Annotated in this window: 14 protein-coding genes; 6 read left to right on the top strand and 8 right to left on the bottom strand. The window is 74.8% G+C overall.

Translation table 11 applies throughout. The features are described 5' to 3' along the window. The first annotated feature begins 55 nt into the window (after nt 1-55). Nucleotides 56-1,435: an NADP-dependent succinic semialdehyde dehydrogenase gene (locus K8Z49_RS04545; protein ID WP_412517664.1), complete on the top strand. Its 1,380-nt coding sequence runs from the start codon at nt 56-58 to the stop codon at nt 1,433-1,435. A gap of 3 nt (nt 1,436-1,438) precedes the next feature. Here K8Z49_RS04545 and K8Z49_RS04540 read toward each other — a convergent pair whose 3' ends face one another. The 7 genes from K8Z49_RS04540 to K8Z49_RS04510 form a co-directional block, all read right to left on the bottom strand. Then, the gene (locus tag K8Z49_RS04540; RefSeq protein WP_412517663.1) at nt 1,439-2,440 is read right to left on the bottom strand and encodes a proline racemase family protein; all 1,002 of its coding nucleotides are present in this window, start codon (nt 2,438-2,440) and stop codon (nt 1,439-1,441) included. After that, a complete protein-coding gene (locus K8Z49_RS04535) occupies nt 2,440-3,381 on the bottom strand; it encodes a dihydrodipicolinate synthase family protein (protein ID WP_412517662.1) in 942 nt (313 codons plus the stop codon). The genes K8Z49_RS04540 and K8Z49_RS04535 overlap by 1 nt, the downstream gene beginning before the upstream one ends. After that, entirely contained in the window at nt 3,378-4,730 is a 1,353-nt protein-coding gene (locus K8Z49_RS04530; RefSeq protein ID WP_412517661.1) for an NAD(P)/FAD-dependent oxidoreductase, read from the bottom strand. Before K8Z49_RS04530 ends, K8Z49_RS04535 begins: the two co-directional genes overlap by 4 nt. Next, a complete protein-coding gene (locus K8Z49_RS04525; protein WP_021600446.1) occupies nt 4,727-4,993 on the bottom strand; it encodes a (2Fe-2S)-binding protein in 267 nt (88 codons plus the stop codon). Before K8Z49_RS04525 ends, K8Z49_RS04530 begins: the two co-directional genes overlap by 4 nt. Next, nucleotides 4,990-6,147: an NAD(P)/FAD-dependent oxidoreductase gene (locus K8Z49_RS04520; RefSeq protein ID WP_412517660.1), complete on the bottom strand. Its 1,158-nt coding sequence runs from the start codon at nt 6,145-6,147 to the stop codon at nt 4,990-4,992. The genes K8Z49_RS04525 and K8Z49_RS04520 overlap by 4 nt, the downstream gene beginning before the upstream one ends. Before the next feature lie 90 nt (nt 6,148-6,237). Further along, entirely contained in the window at nt 6,238-6,849 is a 612-nt protein-coding gene (locus K8Z49_RS04515; RefSeq protein WP_024936520.1) for a helix-turn-helix domain-containing protein, read from the bottom strand. Between the two features lie 80 nt (nt 6,850-6,929). Then, a complete protein-coding gene (locus K8Z49_RS04510) occupies nt 6,930-7,907 on the bottom strand; it encodes an ornithine cyclodeaminase family protein (protein ID WP_412517659.1) in 978 nt (325 codons plus the stop codon). Nucleotides 7,908-8,067: 160 nt separating this feature from the next. Between K8Z49_RS04510 and K8Z49_RS04505 the strand changes: the two genes are divergently transcribed. Genes K8Z49_RS04505 through K8Z49_RS04490 form a run of 4 tightly spaced genes read left to right on the top strand, consistent with a single transcriptional unit; the run spans nt 8,068 to nt 12,703 of the window. Beyond that, nucleotides 8,068-9,273 (top strand): branched-chain amino acid ABC transporter substrate-binding protein, encoded by a 1,206-nt coding sequence (locus tag K8Z49_RS04505; RefSeq protein WP_021596798.1) that lies wholly within the window; start codon nt 8,068-8,070, stop codon nt 9,271-9,273. Nucleotides 9,274-9,297: 24 nt separating this feature from the next. Next, nucleotides 9,298-10,197, top strand: a complete 900-nt coding sequence (locus K8Z49_RS04500) for a branched-chain amino acid ABC transporter permease (RefSeq protein ID WP_021596799.1) — start codon at nt 9,298-9,300, stop codon at nt 10,195-10,197. Beyond that, a complete protein-coding gene (locus K8Z49_RS04495) occupies nt 10,194-11,972 on the top strand; it encodes an ABC transporter permease subunit (protein ID WP_412517658.1) in 1,779 nt (592 codons plus the stop codon). The genes K8Z49_RS04500 and K8Z49_RS04495 overlap by 4 nt, the downstream gene beginning before the upstream one ends. Continuing rightward, entirely contained in the window at nt 11,969-12,703 is a 735-nt protein-coding gene (locus tag K8Z49_RS04490) for an ABC transporter ATP-binding protein (protein ID WP_021596801.1), read from the top strand. The genes K8Z49_RS04495 and K8Z49_RS04490 overlap by 4 nt, the downstream gene beginning before the upstream one ends. On the opposite strand, the gene K8Z49_RS04485 is transcribed toward K8Z49_RS04490, so the two are convergent. After that, a complete protein-coding gene (locus tag K8Z49_RS04485; protein ID WP_412517657.1) occupies nt 12,687-14,816 on the bottom strand; it encodes a thiamine pyrophosphate-dependent enzyme in 2,130 nt (709 codons plus the stop codon). The genes K8Z49_RS04490 and K8Z49_RS04485 overlap by 17 nt on opposite strands. 211 nt (nt 14,817-15,027) lie before the next feature. Here K8Z49_RS04485 and K8Z49_RS04480 point away from each other — a divergent pair, with 211 nt between their 5' ends. After that, a complete protein-coding gene (locus K8Z49_RS04480) occupies nt 15,028-16,566 on the top strand; it encodes an aldehyde dehydrogenase family protein (protein WP_412517656.1) in 1,539 nt (512 codons plus the stop codon). Nucleotides 16,567-16,572 lie beyond the last annotated feature (6 nt).

Genomic DNA, 16,572 nt, shown 5'->3' with positions numbered 1-16,572 from the left:
GCCCGCCACGGGCACGTCCCCCGAGAACAGGAGGACGAGCAGGGAGCATCCCGACATGACGACGATCGCCACGACCAACCCGGCGACGGGTGAGGTCGAGAAGACCTTCGACGCGCTGGCCGACGAGGAGGTCGACCGGCGCATCGCGCGGGCGGCGGAGACGTTCGCCTCCTACCGCACGACGCGGCTGGAGCAGCGGGCGGAGTGGATGAACGCGGCGGCGGACGTCCTGGACCGGGAGGCCGACCAGATCGGCGCCATGCTCACCACGGAAATGGGCAAGACGCTGAAGGCCGCCGTCACCGAGGTGCGCAAGTGCGCGAAGGCGTGCAGGTTCTACGCCGGGCACGCGGCGGAGTTCCTCGCCGACCGGCGTCCCGCCGAGGCGCGGGAGGTGGGCGCGCGGGACGCCTACGTCCGCTACCAGCCGCTCGGGCCGGTACTGGCGATCATGCCGTGGAACTTTCCGCTCTGGCAGGTGGTCAGGTTCGCCGCCCCCGGCCTGATGGCGGGGAACGTGGGGCTGCTGAAGCACTCCTCGAACGTGCCCCAGACGGCGCTGTTCCTGGAGGACCTGTTCCGCCGGGCCGGGTTCCCCGAGGGCGTCTTCCAGACCCTGCTGATCGGGTCGTCCGAGGTCGAGCGGGTGCTGCGGGACCCGCGGGTGAAGGCGGCGACGCTCACCGGCAGCGAGCCCGCGGGGCGGTCCGTCGCGGCCATCGCCGGGGACGAGATCAAGCCGACGGTGCTGGAGCTCGGCGGCAGCGACCCGTTCGTGGTGATGCCGTCCGCCGACATCGAGGCCGCGGCGCGAACGGCGGCGGAGTCCCGCTGCCTCAACAACGGGCAGAGCTGCATCTCCGCGAAGCGCTTCATCGCCGACATCGGCTGCGCGGACGAGTTCGAGCGGCGCTTCGTGGAGCACATGCGGGCGAAGCGGGTCGGCGACCCGATGGACGGCTCCACCGACGTCGGCCCGCTGGTCAGCGAGGAGGGGCGCGCCGAGGTCGAGGAACTGGTGGCCGACGCGGTGGCCAAGGGCGCGACGGTGCTGTGCGGCGGCGAGCGCCCGGACGGTCCGGGCTGGTTCTACCCGCCGACCGTGGTCTCCGGGGTGACGCCCGAGATGCGGATGTACCACGAGGAGGTCTTCGGGCCGGTCGCGTCGCTGTTCCGCGTCCGCGGGGTGTCGGAGGCGGTGGAGGTCGCGAACGCGACCGGGTTCGGGCTCGGCTCGAACGCGTGGACGCGCGACGACATCGAGCGGGACCGGTTCGTCCGGGAACTGGACGCGGGCCAGGTCTTCATCAACGGGATGGTGACGTCCTACCCCGAGCTGCCGTTCGGCGGGGTCAAGCGCTCCGGCTACGGCCGCGAGCTGTCGGCGGACGGCCTGCGCGCCTTCTGCAACGCCAAGACCGTCTGGGAAGGCTGACCCTCAGAGGACGAAGCCCTCGGGGAACGGGTCGTCGGGATCGAGCAGGTAGGTGGCGGTCCCGGTGATCCAGGCGCGCCCGGTGAACTCGGGGATCACCGCGGGCAGGCCGCCGGCGTCGGCGGTGCCGACGAGCCGCCCGGTGAAGCGGGTGCCGATGAACGACTCGTTCACGAACTCGGTGTACAGCGGCAGCTCGCCGCGCGCGTGCAGCTGCGCCATCCGGGCGGACGTGCCGGTGCCGCACGGCGACCGGTCGAACCAGCCGGGATGGATCGCCATCGCGTTGCGGGAGTGCTTCGCGTCCGAGCCCGGCGCGAGGAACTGGACGTGCTTGCAGCCCGCGATCAGCGGATCGCCGGGGTGGACGGGAGGGTCGGTCTCGTTGATCGCCGCCATGACGGCGAGCCCGGCGGCGAGGATGTCGTCCTTGCGGGCCCGGTCGAACGGCAGGCCGAGCGGTTCGAGATCGGTGATGGCGTAGAAGTTGCCCCCGTAGGCCATGTCGTAGCGGACGTCTCCGAGCCCCGGGACGGTCACGACCGCGTCCCGCCGGAGGGCGAACGAGGCGATGTTGCGGAGCGTGACGTGCTCCGCGGCACCGTCGCGGACGGCGACGCGGGCCTCGACGAGCCCGGCCGGGGTGTCGAGGCGCACGACCGTCTCGGGCTCGGTCACCTCGACCATGCCGGTCTCGACCAGGACCGTGGCGACGCCGATGGTTCCGTGCCCGCACATCGGCAGGAACCCGCTGACCTCGATGTACACGACGCCCCAGTCGGCGTCCGGCCGGGTGGGCGGCTGCAGGAGCGCGCCGCTCATCGCGGGGTGGCCGCGCGGCTCGTCCACCAGGAAGCGGCGCAGCCCGTCCAGGTGCCGGACGGCGTACCGGCGCCGCTCGGCCATGGTGGCGCCCGGGATGGGCGCGACGCCGCCGGTGACGACGCGGGTCGGCATGCCCTCGGTGTGCGAGTCGACCGCGCTGATCGACCGGGCCGACCGCATCAGGCGGCCCGCCGCCGCGCGAGCGCGTCGATCGCGCGGGCCATGTCGGCGGTGACGGCGGCGCGGTGCTCGGGGGTCAGCGGCCCGCGCGGCGGGCGGCAGGGGCCGCCGTACCGGCCGACCTGGTCCATGCCGAGCTTGATGGCCTGGACGAACTCGGTCCGCGAGTCCCACCGGAACGCCGCGACGAGCGGCTCGTAGAGTGCCCGCGCCTCCGCGAGCCTTCCGGCGGTGGCCAGGTCGTAGAGGAGCGCCGACTCGGCCGGGAACACGTTGGGGAACCCCGCGAACCAGCCGGTCGCCCCCATCAGCAGCGACTCCAGGACGACGTCGTCGGCGCCCGCGACGACCTCCAGGCCCGGCGCCCTCTCCTTGATCTCCAGGACGCGGCGGACGTCGCCGGAGAACTCCTTCACGGCGACCACGCCGTCGATCTGGGCGATCTCGGCGAGCAGGTCCGGGGTGAGGTCGACCTTGGTGTCGATCGGGTTGTTGTAGACCATGACCGGCAGGCCGGCGGACGCCACCGCCTCGTAGTGCGCGACGACCTCGCCGCGGTCGGCCCGGTACATCGTCGGCGGCAGGCACAGGACGCCGTCCGCGCCGTCCTCGGCGGCGATCTCGGCCCAGTGCCTCGCCTGGTGGGAGCCGGGGCCGTGCACGCCGGCCACGACGACGGCGTCCCCGCCGACGGCCTCGACGGCGGTGCGGGCGACGCGGCGGCGCTCCTCGTCGGTCAGCGCCGAGTACTCGCCGAGCGAGCCGTTGGGGCCGACGCCGCGGCAGCCGTTGCCGACCAGCCAGCGGCAGTGCTCGGCGTACCGGTCGTGGTCGACGGCGAGCCCGGCGGGGGCCGCGGCGTCCTCGCGGTAGGGCAGCGCCGCCGCGACGATCACGCCGCCCAGGGGCGAGGGCGCGCTCTGCGTCTGGGTGTCGCTCATGGGGAGCTCTCCTTCGTGCCGGGGTCCTCGACGGGCGGCCTCGCGAGTTCGCCCAGCCGGACGGGCTGGGCGATGGGCCGGTGGTGGGGGTGCCCGCTCCGCAGCAACTCGGCGACCGTCGGGCCGCAGATCCGGGCCTGGCAGGGGCCGAGGCCGGCGCGGGTCGCGAGCTTCACCGCGTGCGCGGAGCCCGTTCCAAGGGCGCGCGGCAGGGCGCCGTAGGGGGTGTCCTCGCAGCGGCAGACGATCGTGTCCGGCCGCAGCCAGCCGGGCCAGGCCGCGCCGATCGAGTGGGCGGCGGCCAGGCGCGCGGCGAAGGCCCGCGCCCGGTCGCGGCGGCGGCGCGCGGCCACCGCGGCGGGCGCGTCCGGGGAGCCGAGGCCGGCGGTCCAGCCGGCGAGGAGGCCCTCGGCCCGGGCGGCCGGCGCCCCGGCGATCCCGGTGATCTCCCCCGCGGCGTGCACGCCGGGGACGCTGGTGCGCTGGTCGGCGTCGACCTCGACGAACGCGCCGCCGCGCAGGCGGCACCCGGCCGCGACCGGGAGTTCGAGCCGGGGGGTGAACCCGTGGGCGACGCACAGGGCGTCCACAGCGACGACCTGCTCGGTGCCAGGGACGGCCGACCAGTCGGCACGGAGCCGTGCCGTGACCGCCTCTTCGATTCGGCCGTCGCCCCGTGCCTCGATCACGGCGCGGCCCGTCCGGTACGGGACGCGGTGCCGGGCCAGCAGCGCGGCGTATCCGGCGAGCTCGGCGGCCTTGCCGGTCTGGGCCGCCAGCTCCCAGGGCCGGCGCGTCCAGCCGCGCGCCACGGTCGCGGCGGGGTTGGCCTCCAGCACCGCCCGGACGCTCGCCCCGGCCTCCAGCAGCGACGCGGCGACGGGCAGGAGGAACGGGCCGGAGCCGGCGATCAGCGTCCGGTCGCCCGGCGGCAGCCCCTCCCTCTTCACGAACGACTGCGCCGCCCCGGCGGTGGAGACGCCGGGCAGCTCCCAGCCCGGGAACGGCAGGACGCGGTCGTGCGCGCCCGGTGCGAGCACCAGCGCGCCGGGGCGCAGGACGTGCCGGTCCCGTTCCGCCCCGTCGATCTCCCCGCGCAGCACGTGGACGTGCGGCGGGCCGTCCCCCGCGCGGTCGATCGACCAGACCGCGCTCTGCGGCCACCAGTCGCACCGCGGATGGCCGAGAACGTGGTCGCGGAGCCGTTCGTAGCCGTGCCAGGCGCGGTTCTGGCCGCCGGGTTCCGGCGCCGCGTCGACCAGGGTCACCTCCGACCCGGCGCGCAGCGCTCCCGCCGCCGCGCACAGCCCGGCCGGACCGGCCCCCACGACCACGACGTGCCAGGTCATCGGCCGCCCTCCCCCGCGCGGGACTGGGTGGTGACCGCGTCGCCGTCGCGGGCGCGGCGCAGGCAGGCCCGCACGTCCCGGACCCCGTTCACGGTCACCAGGCAGTCGAAGCACACGCCGATCCCGCAGAACACGCCGCGCGGTGTGCCGGACGGGCTCCGCCGCCAGGACCGGCGGCCGGAGGCCAGCAGCACGCCGGCGATCGTCTGCCCCTCCCTGCCGGCGAGGGTCTCCCCGTCCACGGTGATGCGCAGCGGGCTCATACGGGATCGTCCTCGCACTGGACGGCGGGCCGGGCGGCGCGGAACGGCTCCGCGTCGACGGCCGGCCCGCGGCCGAGCATCAGGTCGCGCAGGACGGCGGCGGTGCCGGTGGACAGCCCGACCCCGGCGCCCTCGTGCCCGGTCGCGTGCCAGAGGCCGTCCAGGTGCGGGTCGGCCCCGATGACGGGCAGGTGGTCGGAGACGTACGGGCGGAACCCGCCGTAGGCGCGCATGACCGGCACGCCGGCCAGCGACGGGAACAGCCGCAGGGCCTTGGCGGCGATGACCGACAGCACCTCGGGGCGCATCCGGTCGTCGAACCCGACGCGGCGGCGCGAGGAGCCGAGCAGGATCGTCCCCGCCCGGGTCGACTCGACGACGGCGGACGCCTGCAGATCCCCGGCCCCGCTCCCGACCGCGCCCACGTAGCCGGCGTCGTAGACCTTGTGGAAGACGGTCGGCGGCATCGGCGCGGTGACCAGGACCTCGCCGCGGCGCGGCGCGACCCCGAGGCGGACGCCGAGCCGCGCGGCGACCCGGCCCGACCACGGCCCGGCGGCGTTGACGAAGGCGTCGCCCTCGATCGTCCCGCCGGTGGTCCGCACCCCGGTGAGGCGGCCGCCGCGCCGGACCGCGCCGAGCACCTCGCATCCGGTGCGCACGGCGGCCCCGGCGCGCGCCGCGGCGGCCAGCAGCGCGGTCGCCGCCCCGGCGGGCTGGACCTGGGCGTCCTGGGGGTAGTGGACGGCCCCGGTGACGTCCCTGGTGAGCTGGGGTTCGGCGGCGGCGAGGGCCGCGGCGTCCAGGTCCTCCGCGGTGACCCCCGCCGCGCGCTGGGCGCCGGCGAACTCCGCCAGGGTGTCCGCCCCGGCGGAGGTGGTGGCGACGACGATGCCGCCCTTGGCGTCCCATTCGGCGCCGGCCGCGCCGGGGGCGCCGTCCAGGACGGCGGGCCACAGCTCCCGCGACAGCTTCGCCAGCTCCAGCTCGGGGCCGGGCCCCTTGTCCGAGACCAGGACGTTGCCCTCGCCGTGGGCGGTCGTCCCGGCCGCGGGCCCGCCGCGGTCGGCGACGACGACCGCGCAGCCCGCCAGGGCCAGCTCGCGGGCGCAGGCCGCGCCGACGATCCCGGCGCCCAGCACCACGACCCGCATGCGACCGCCCGCCAATCGTTCGCTAAACCGAACGATTTCGAGCGTAAGCGGGCCCCGCGCGCGCTGTCAACGAGGGTGCGGCGGCCGGTGTCAGGGGGTCTCGACCAGATGCGACGGAGCGGCCGGGGACGCGTGAAGCCGCTGGTCGGCGCTGTACTCCAGGAGGAGCACGGAGCGGACGGTCCCCTCGGCGGCCGTGTAGCGGTGCGGCAGCCGCGCGTCGAAGCAGACGTAGTCGCCCGGCCCGAGCTCCACGTCGCGGTCGTCCACCCGGACGGCGAGGCGCCCGGCCTGCACGATCGTGTGCTCGACCCCGACGTGGCCGAGCGAGTCCTGGCGGCGGCCGGCCCGGACGACCTGGTCGTACACCTCGACCATGGCGCCGCCGGACTCGATGCCCCGCAGCGGCCGCAGGTCGACGCCCTCGCCGCTCAGCGGCTCCACCTCGGCCGCGCGGACCACGGTGAGCCCGGACGGCCCCCGGTGGTCGAGCAGGTCGGAGATGGGCACCTCCAGCGCGCGGGACAGGCTGAACACCGTCTCGATGGTGGGGTTCCCCGCTCCCGCCTCCAGCTGGGACAGCGTGGCCTTGCCGATCCTCGACCGGCGGGACAGCTCCGACAGCGACAGGCCGAGGTGGAGCCGCGCGCGGCGCAGGTTGCCGGCCAGCACGTCCCGCACCGAGTCCCCTGACGCGTCCACGCTCGCCGCCCCCGTCCCATCACCTGTCCAGCCGTTCGCTCTATCGAACGGTCAGTGTACCGGGTGGGGCTCGGCCGGGCTCAGAGGTCCACCAGCCTCCCGACCCCGGCCTCGCGGGCGCGTGCCACGATGACGGAGGCCGCCGCCGTGTCCTGCACCCCGACGCCGACGCTGTTGTAGAAGACGATGTCGGCGGCGGACGCGCGCCCGGGGGCGAGGCCGGCGACGACCGGGCCGAGCGGGCGCACGGCGCCCGCGTCCAGCAGGCCGTCGCGGACGGCGGCCACCACAGGGCCGGCGTGCTCCAGCGCGGTCGGCACGTCGTCCACCACGACGGACGCGGCGCGGGTGAGTGTCTCGCCGTCCACCTCCGTCCGGTCCGGCGCGAAGGAGCCCACGCTGACGACCGTGCAGCCGGGGCGGAGCCACGCACCCGAGACGACCGGTTCGGCGCTGGTGGTCGCGGTGACGACGATCTGCGCGTCCTCGACGGCGGCGCGGGCGGACGCCGCCGTCTCGACCGGCAGCTCCAGCTCGGCGGCGAGGTCGGCGGCGGCGGTGCAGGTGTCCGGATGGCGGCAGGTCATCGTGACCCGGCCGAGGGGGCGGACCGCCGCCATCGCCCGGACGTGCGCGCGGCCCTGGACGCCGCAGCCGATCACCGCGAGCCGGGACGCGTCCGGCGCCGCGAGGTGCCCGGCCGCCACCGCGCTCGCCGCGGACGTGCGCAGCGTCGTCACGGCCTCCCCCTCGATGACCGCGACGGGCCGGCCGTCCACCGGGTCCTGGACGGTGACGAGCGCGGCCACCGTCGGCAGGCCGCGCGCCGCGTTCCCCGGGGTGACGCTGCCGAACTTGGCGACGGCGCCGGTGTCGGGCAGCCGGGAGACGTAGCTGAACGCGACCTCGCCGTCCGGCCCGTCCAGCAGCACGCGGGGCGCGAGCCGCGCCTCCCCGCGGCCGAGCGCGGCGAACGCGGCCCGCTGCGAGGCGATCGCGGCGGGCAGGTCGAACACCGCGGCCACGTCGGCGGCGGAAAGCAGCAGGACACCTGCCATGGGGAGATCCTCGCGACCGCGCCGCCGCGCTGTCGAGACCGAAAGGGCAAGCGGTGCTTACCGATCACTACATGAGATCGCATGCTTGCCCGTCTCGACGCCCGTGCCTGGACGTTTCACGCTTTCACCATCCCTGGCCGCGAGTGACGGAGAGGCGCCGATGACCCTGCTGACCCCGCGGGACCGCGGACGCCGGTTCCGCCTCATCGCCACCGCCGGCGCCGGGCTGCTGCTCGCCCCGCTCGCCGCGTCCTGCGGCTCGGGCGACTCCGGCGGCGACGGCGCGATCAAGATCGGCGTGCCGGCGCCGCTGAGCGGCGACTCCGCCTCGGCCGGCCAGGACATCCTCGCCGCCGCCAAGGTCGCCGCCGACGAGATCAACAAGGCCGGCGGGGTGGACGGCCGGAAGATCGAGATCGTCGAGGCCGACGACCAGTGCAGCGCCCAGCAGGGCGCGCAGGCCGCGCAGAAGCTGCTCAACAGCGGCGTCGTCGCGGTGGCGGGCGGCTACTGCTCCGGCGCCGCGGTGCCCGCGATCCCGATCTACGGCAGGCGCAACGTCCCGTTCGTGATGGACGCCTCCACCAACCCGTCGCTGACGGACTCCGGCAAGGGCAAGGTCTTCCGCACCTGCGGGCGGGACGACAACCAGGGCCTCGTGGCGGCCAAGTTCATGACCGGGCCCCTCGGCGCGAAGCGGGTCGCGCTGCTGCACGACAACACGACCTACGCCAAGGGCCTCGCGGACGCGGCGGCGAACTCGGTCAAGCAGGCGGGCGCACAGGTGGTCTACGAGGACGCGCTGCAGCCCGGCCAGTCCGACTACAGCCCGGTCCTGACGAAGGTCGCCTCCACCAAACCGGACGTGCTGTACTTCACCGGCTACTTCGCCGAGGCGGGCCTGCTGATGAAGCAGCGCAAGCAGCTCGGGCTCACGTTCACGCTGATGGGCGGGGACGCGACGACCGACTCGACCGTCCTGAAGACCGCCGGCTCGGCGGCCGACGGCTACATCGCCACGACCGCGCCGCTGGCCAAGGACCTGCCGGCCGCCGCGACGTTCGTCTCGGCGTACAAGTCGGCCAACAACGCCGACCCCGGGCCGTTCTCGGTGTACGAGTACGACGCGGTCAAGGTCGTCGCGAAGGCCATCGACGACGCCGGCTCGACCAAGGGCACCGCCATCACCGAGGCCCTCCACAAGATCAAGGACTTCCCGGGCATCACCGGGCCCATCACGTTCGACGACAAGGGCGACCGGACCGACCCCCTCTACATCACCGTTCAGGTCAAGGACGGAGGGTTCACCGCCTACAAGAAACTCGACCAGAGCGGCTCCACCTGGGTGGACGCCAAGGCCTCCTGACCGGGCGCAGCCGAACGGGGTTCCATGAGCGAGTTCGTCCAGTACCTGGTGAACGGCCTGACGATCGGGGCCTTCCTCGCCCTCATCGCGCTGGGCTACTCGATGATCTACGGGGTGGTCCGGCTGATCAACTTCGCGCACGGCGACGTGTTCATGATCGGGGCGTTCGCCGGGTTCGGGACGCTGACCACGCTCGGCGCGACCGGCGGGATGGCGCTGCCCGCCATCGTCGCCGCGGTGGTGATCGGCGCCCTCACCACCGGCGTGATCGGCACCGGGATCGCCAGGGCCGCCTACGTCCCGCTGCTGGCGTCCCCGCGGCTGGCCCTGCTCATCGCGGCGATCGGGGTCTCGCTGGCGCTGGAGGAGGGCGTGAAGGTGCTCACCGACGCCCGGTTCAAGTCCTACCCGCACGCGCTGGACGGCGGCCGGATCTTCAGCGGCGCCGTCCGCGTCACCTGGGGCCAGCTCGCGCTGGTCGTGCTGTCGGTGGCGCTGATGGCGGCGCTGTGGCTGTTCGTCACCCGCACCGTGACCGGGACCGCGATGCGCGCCCTCGCGATGGACCGCGACGCCGCCCGGCTGCAGGGCATCAACGTCGAGCGGCTGATCCTCACGACGTTCTTCATCGGCTCGCTGCTCGCCGGCGCGGCCGGGGTCATGTACGGGCTGTACTACGTGCAGATCAGCTTCGGCATGGGCTTCCTCATCGGGCTGCGGGCCTTCACCGCGGCGGTCCTCGGCGGCATCGGGAACCTGCCGGGGACGATGGTCGCGGGCGTGGCCATCGGCCTCGTCCAGTCGTTCTCCGCCGGGTACGTCTCGTCCCGCTGGACGGACGTCATCATCTTCGGGCTGCTGATCGCCGTGCTGGCGCTGAGACCCACCGGCCTGTTCGGCGAGCGCGTCGTGGAGCGCGCGTGAGGGCCCGGGTCCGGGCGTCCCTCGCGGCGCGGCCGGCGGGCGCGGAGGCTGCGGTCCGGTACGGCGGCTGGCCGCTGCTGATCGCGGCGGCGCTGGTGGCGGGCGGGACCCTCGACGACTACGCGCTGACCGTCGCCGGCACGATCCTGATCTACGCGATCCTCGGGCTCGGCATCAACATCGTCGTCGGCTACGCGGGCCTGCTGGACCTCGGGTTCGCGGCGTTCTTCGCGATCGGGGCGTACGCCTCCGGCCTGCTGATGCTGGAACTGGAGTGGGGCTTCTGGGTCACGCTGCCGGCGGCGGTCGCCGCCGCCGCGGTGGCCGGCGTGGTCATCGGGTACCCGACGCTGCGGCTGCGCAGCGACTACCTCGCGATCGTCACGCTCGGCTTCGGCGAGATCATCCGGATCACGGTGGTGAACCTGGAGGTGACCGGCGGGCCGAACGGCCTCACCGGGATCCCGCCGGTGACGGTCGGCGGGCGCGAGATCGTCACGCCCCGGGACTTCTTCTACCTGGCGCTCGCCTTCTTCACCGTCGTCCTCGCCGCGACGGCGCTGCTGGCGCGGTCGCGGCTGGCCTACGCCTGGCGGGCCATCCGGGCCGACGACACCGCCGCCGAGGCGGTCGGCGTGCCGGCCCGGCGGGTGAAGCTGCTCGCCTACGTGCTCGGCGCGGTGACCGGGGCGGTCGCGGGGCCGCTGAACGCCGCGCAGCTCGGCACCGTCGACCCGTCCAGCTTCACCTTCCTCACCTCGCTGATGATCCTGCTCGTGGTGATCATCGGCGGGATGGGCAGCCGGCCCGGCGTGATGATCGGCGCCGTCGTGATCGTCGCGCTGCCGGAGGTGCTGCGGACCGTCCAGGAGTACCGGGGCCTGTTCTTCGCGCTGCTGCTCATCCTGATCGTGATCCTGCGCCCGCAGGGGGTGTGGCCGTACCGGCCGCGCCGCTTCCGGCTGCCCGCCGAGCCGGGGCCCGCGCCGGACCTCCCGGCCGCGGCGGGCACGCTGCTGGAGGTGGACGGCCTGTCCCGGACCTTCGGCGGCGTCACGGCCGTGGACGGGTTCGCGCTGCGCGCCGGCGCCGGGCAGGTGGTGAGCGTGATCGGCCCGAACGGCGCGGGGAAGACGACCGCGTTCAACTGCATTACGGGGATGCTCGCGCCGTCGGCCGGAACGGTCGTGCTCGGCGGGCGGAGCGTCCGGGGCCTCGCGCCGCACCGCGTGGCCGCCGCCGGGCTGGCCCGCACGTTCCAGAGCATCCGGCTGTTCGACGAGATGACCGTGGCGGAGAACGTACTGATCGGCCGGTTCGCCCGGGACCGCGGCCTGCTGCGGCCGCTGTCGCGGGCCGACCTCGACACCGTCCGCCGCTGCCTGGACTTCACCGGGCTGCTGGACGCCGCGGACCGCCCGGCGGGCGGGCTGCCCTACGGCGACCGGCGCCGGCTGGAGATCGCGCGGGCGCTCGCGGGCGACCCGCGGGTGCTGCTGCTGGACGAGCCCGCGGCGGGCGCGAACCCGACCGAGAAGCGGGCGCTGATGGAGCTGATCTCCCGCATCAGCGCGCTCGGCACCGCCGTGGTGCTGATCGAGCACGACGTCGCCCTGGTCATGTCGATCTCCGACCGGGTGACCGTGCTGGAGTACGGGCGGACGATCGCCGTCGGGCCGCCCGCCGAGATCCGGGAGGACCAGCGGGTGATCGCCGCCTACCTCGGCGTGCCGGACGACCCGGAGACCGACCTCGTCACGGAGGTGCTGCGGTGACGCTGCTGGCCGTGGAGGACCTGCGCAGCCGGTACGGGCAGGTCGAAGCGCTGGCCGGGATCTCGTTCGAGGTCGGGGAGGGGGAGATCGTCGCGCTGCTCGGCAGCAACGGCGCCGGCAAGACCACCGCGCTCCGGACGCTCACCGGCCTGCACCGGGCCCGGTCCGGGCGGATGGAGTTCGACGGCCGCGACATCACCCGGCTCGCCGCGCACCGGGTCGTCGAGGCCGGGCTCGGGCACGTCCCGGAGGGGCGGCGGGTGTTCCCGGCGCTGAGCGTCGCCGAGAACCTGCTGCTCGGCGGGTACCTGCGGCGCCGCGACAAGGCCGCCGTCGCGGCCCGCCGGGAGGAGGTCTACGCGATGTTCCCGCGCCTCGGCGAGCGCCGCGGGCAGCTCGCCGGGCTGCTGTCGGGCGGCGAGCAGCAGATGCTCGCGATCGGCCGGGCGCTGATGCTGCGGCCCCGGCTCCTCGCCCTGGACGAGCCCACGATGGGTCTCGCGCCGCAGACGGCGCAGCAGGTGCTCCGGGTCGTCCGGGAGATCCGCGACCAGGGCACCACGATCCTGATCGTGGAGCAGAACGCCCACCAGACGCTCCGGCTCGCCGACCGGGCCTACGTCCTGGAGACGGGCCGGATCGTCCTTTCCGGCCCGGCGTCGGAGCTCGCGCGGGACGACCGGGTGAAGGCCGCCTACCTCGGCGGCGACCCGGTCATCGAGACGACGTGAGCAGCTTCCCGGCGGCGTCCTCGATGGCCTCCTCGGACAGCAGGACGTGGTAGGCGGCGTCACCGAGGGGGATGAAGCTGTCCTCGCCGGCGACCCTGCCCGCTTTCCCCTGGAAGCCCGCGTCGGCGAGGGCCGCCAGGACGCCCTCGGAGACGCCTCCGGTGCGGCGGGTCTCGTCCGCCACCAGGACGGCGCCCGTGGCGCGGGCCTCGCGCAGCAGGTCCTCGACGGGCAGCGGGGCCAGCCAGCGCAGGTCGAGCACCCGGCAGCCGACACCGCGGGCCTCCAGGCGGCGCGCGGCGCGCAGGCTCATGCGCAGGCCGTTGGCGAACGTGACGATCGTGAGGTCCCGCCCGTCGCCGTAGGAGCGGGCGCGCCCGATCGGGACCGTCCCGCCCGCCGGGGCGAGCCAGCCCCCGTCGCCGTCCTCGTGCAGGTCGCGGACGTGGTAGAGCGCGATCGGCTCCAGCACCGCGCACACCCTGCCCTCGCGCTCGGCGGCGTCCGCGCACGCGCGCAGCATCCCCGCGGCGTCGTCGGGGCGGGACGGTGACGCGACGACCAGGCCCGGGATGTCGCGAAGCGCGGCCACGGCGTTGTCGTTGTGGAAGTGGCCCCCGAAGCCCTTCTGGTAGGCGTAGCCGGCGATCCGCACGACCATCGGGTTGGCGTACTGCCCGGACGAGAAGAACGGCAGCGTCGCCGCCTCGCCCCGGATCTGGTCGGCGGCGTTGTGCAGGTAGGCGAGGTACTGGATCTCGGGCACGGGCAGCATCCCGGCCGTCCCGAAGCCGAGTGCGAGGCCGAGGATCGACTGCTCGTCCAGGATCGTGTCGAACACCCGCGCGGGCCCGGCGCGCCTCATCAGCCCGCGCGTGACGCCGTAGACGCCGCCCTTGCGCGCCACGTCCTCGCCGAAGACGACCATCCCCGGGCGCTCGTCCAGCAGCTCGCCGAGCGTCCGGTTGATCGCCTGCGCCAGCGTGACCCGCTCCCCCTCCGCACGCGGCGCCTCGCCCCGGCTTGCCGCGGCGGGCCGGAGCGGCGCCATGACCTCCGCGGCGGAGCCGAGGCGAGGAGCACCGGCGACCTTCCCGGCGAGGGCCATGACCTCTGCGCGCTTGGCCTCGTAGAGGCCGACGACGTCCTCGGCGGTCGCCGCGCCGCGCTCGACCAGGAGGCGCGCGGTCCGCAGGAGGGGGTCGCGGTCGAGGTCGGCGGCCAGCTCGGCGGGCGTCCGGTAGGACGACTCGACGTCGGAGCCCGCGTGGCCCATCAGGCGGACGGTGCGCAGGTGCAGGAACGCGGGACGGCGGTGCTCGCGGACCCAGCCGGCCGCCCGCGCGGCCACGGCGTAGGCGTCGGCGAGGTCGCAGCCGTCGGCGTGGAAGTAGGGGAGGCCGGGCCGGGACCCGTACGCGGCGTGGATCCAGCCGGGCGGGGTGCGGACGCTGATGCCGATCCCGTTGTCCTCGCAGACGAGGAGGAGCGGCAGGGGCAGGCCCTGGAACCCGCAGTTGATCGCCGCGTTGACGGCGCCCGCGGCCGTCGAGTGGTTGGCGGAGGCGTCCCCGAAGGAGCACACCGCGACGGCGTCGCGCGGCCAGGGCGAGTCCAGGCCGAGGCGGGCGGCCCGTTCGATGGCGAAGGCCACGCCGAGCGCGCGCGGGAGGTGCGAGGCGATGGTGGAGGTCTGCGGGATGATGTGCAGCGGGCGGCTCCCGAACACCTTGTGGCGCCCGCCCGCAATAGGCTCCTCCGCGGCGGCGACCAGGCCGAGGAGCACGTCCCGCAGCGGGCTCTGGCCGGGGACCTGGCGTGCGCGCTCCAGGAAGAACGCCCCCGACCTGTAGTGCAGGAGGGCCGGGTCGTCCGGGCGCAGGACGGCCGCGACGGCCGCGTTCCCTTCATGGCCGGACGATCCGATCGTGTAGTAGCCGTGGCCCTCTGCCCGCAGGTGCCGGGCCGCGAGGTCCAGGTGCCGGCTGCCGAGCTGGGCGTCGAACAGCTCCAGGCAGCGCTCGCCGGTGAGCGGCCCGTCCGGGGCCGGCGAGGCGGGCGCCTCAAGGGTCGCGGCCGTCTCCAGGAAGTGGGCGTCGGCGGGCTCGGGCATGCGCGCTCCTGCGGGAAGGGAGATGCGTGTCGAGCATCGGACGCCGGCCGGCCGGAGCCAACCCGCGGGAGGCCGCGAACCGGTTGGGAGTTGGCCAAGGATCGCTTAACGACGTCCCGGCGAGAGCCTCAGCCCGGCTTGGCCTCGCGATTAGGAAGCCGCGCTCTGCCCGATCTTGGCTCTGGCGCGCCGGTCCGTTCAGGCTGGAGGCGTGCTCTCCTCCGTCATCGGCGGCGCCCGGATCCCGGCGGGGCCGCGTAAATACCGCTCGACCGACCCGTCCCGCACGTCCGAGACGGTCGCGGAGGTGTCCCTCGCGGACGCCGGCGACCTCGTCCGCGCCTGCCGCGCCGCCCGCGACGCGCAGGACGCCTGGCGGGACGTGCCCGCGCCCGTCCGCGGGCAGGCGGTCGCCGCGGTCGGCCGGCTCGTCGAGGCCAACAAGGCGGCGCTCGCCCGCGTCGTGACCCGGGAGGTCGGCAAGCCGTACGCCGAGGCGCTCGGCGAGGTCCAGGAGATCGCCGACACGTGCGCGTTCTTCCTCGGCGAGGGACGGCGGCTGTACGGGCAGACCGTCCCGTCCGAGATGCCCGACAAGCAGCTGTTCACGTTCCGGGACCCGGTCGGCGTCGTCACCGTCATCACGGCGGGGAACTTCCCGGTCGCGGTGCCGTCGTGGTACATCGTCCCGGCGCTGCTGTGCGGGAACGCGGTGGTGTGGAAGCCGGCGGAGTACGCGGCGGCCTGCGCCGAGGCGTTCTACACGCTGTTCGCGCACGCGGGCCTGCCGGACGGCGTCCTCAACGTCGTGTACGCCGACGGCGCGGAGACGTTCCGCGGCCTGGAGCGGGCGCTGGACGGCGGGCTCGTCGACAAGGTCGGCTTCACCGGCTCCACCGAGGTCGGGTCGCGGATCGGCGAGCTGTGCGGGCGCCACCTCCAGACGCCGTGCCTGGAGCTCGGCGGCAAGAACCCGATGGTCGTCGCGGAGGACGCCGACCTGCCGCTGGCCGTCGAGGGCGCCCTGTTCTCCGGGTTCGGCACGGCCGGGCAGCGCTGCACGTCCCTCGGGACCGCGATCGTCCACGAGTCGGTGCACGCGGAGTTCCTCCGTCTGCTGGACGAGGCGGCGCGGGCCGCGGTGGTCGGGGACCCGGCGGGCGACGTCCTGTACGGCCCGCTGATCGGCGAGCGGTTCGCGGACGGGTTCGAGAAGGTCCTCGGCTGGATCGGGCCGGGCCACACCGTGCACGGGTCGTCCGCCACCGGGCGGATCACCGGGGCCGCGCCGCGCGAGGGCTTCACAGGGGACGCCGCGGAGGGCCTGTACTACCACCCGGTGATCGTGGACGGCGTCGGCCCCGGCGACGAGCTGTTCATGAACGAGACGTTCGGCCCGATCATCGGCGTCGCCTCGTACCGCACCCTGGACGAGGCGATCGCGCTCGCCAACGCCCCCGGCTACGGCCTCTCCGCGTCCATCTACACGACCGACCCGGCCAAGGTGTTCGCGTTCCGGCGGCGGATCACCGCCGGGATGGTCAGCGTCAACAACTCCACCTCCGGCGCGGAGGCGCACCTGCCGTTCGGCGGGAACGGGCGGTCGGGCAACGGCAGCCGCCAGTCCGGCGTGTGGGTGCTGGACCAGTTCACCCGCTGGCAGTCGATGAACTGGGACACCTCCGGACGGCTGCAGAAGGCCCAGATGGACGTGCTGGAGATCTCCCCCGACCTCGGCTTCCGGCTGTAGGAGGGC

The sequence above is a fragment of the Actinomadura madurae genome (genome assembly GCF_047130825.1).
Classification (GTDB): Bacteria; Actinomycetota; Actinomycetes; order Streptosporangiales; family Streptosporangiaceae; genus Spirillospora; species Spirillospora madurae.
Note: the sequence above shows the minus strand (reverse complement) of the source record. Positions and strands in the feature narration are given on the sequence as shown.

Bases quoted from the DNA above. Each gene is read 5' to 3' on its own strand.
- K8Z49_RS04500 (WP_021596799.1), top strand. From the start codon at position 9,298: ATGAGCGAGTTCGTCCAGTACCTGGTGAACGGCCTGACGATCGGGGCC.
- K8Z49_RS04530 (WP_412517661.1), bottom strand. From the start codon at position 4,730: ATGACCTGGCACGTCGTGGTCGTGGGGGCCGGTCCGGCCGGGCTGTGC.
- K8Z49_RS04510 (WP_412517659.1), bottom strand. From the start codon at position 7,907: ATGGCAGGTGTCCTGCTGCTTTCCGCCGCCGACGTGGCCGCGGTGTTC.
- K8Z49_RS04545 (WP_412517664.1), top strand. From the start codon at position 56: ATGACGACGATCGCCACGACCAACCCGGCGACGGGTGAGGTCGAGAAG.
- K8Z49_RS04540 (WP_412517663.1), bottom strand. From the start codon at position 2,440: ATGCGGTCGGCCCGGTCGATCAGCGCGGTCGACTCGCACACCGAGGGC.
- K8Z49_RS04535 (WP_412517662.1), bottom strand. From the start codon at position 3,381: ATGAGCGACACCCAGACGCAGAGCGCGCCCTCGCCCCTGGGCGGCGTG.
- K8Z49_RS04485 (WP_412517657.1), bottom strand. From the start codon at position 14,816: ATGCCCGAGCCCGCCGACGCCCACTTCCTGGAGACGGCCGCGACCCTT.
- K8Z49_RS04505 (WP_021596798.1), top strand. From the start codon at position 8,068: ATGACCCTGCTGACCCCGCGGGACCGCGGACGCCGGTTCCGCCTCATC.
- K8Z49_RS04525 (WP_021600446.1), bottom strand. From the start codon at position 4,993: ATGAGCCCGCTGCGCATCACCGTGGACGGGGAGACCCTCGCCGGCAGG.
- K8Z49_RS04520 (WP_412517660.1), bottom strand. From the start codon at position 6,147: ATGCGGGTCGTGGTGCTGGGCGCCGGGATCGTCGGCGCGGCCTGCGCC.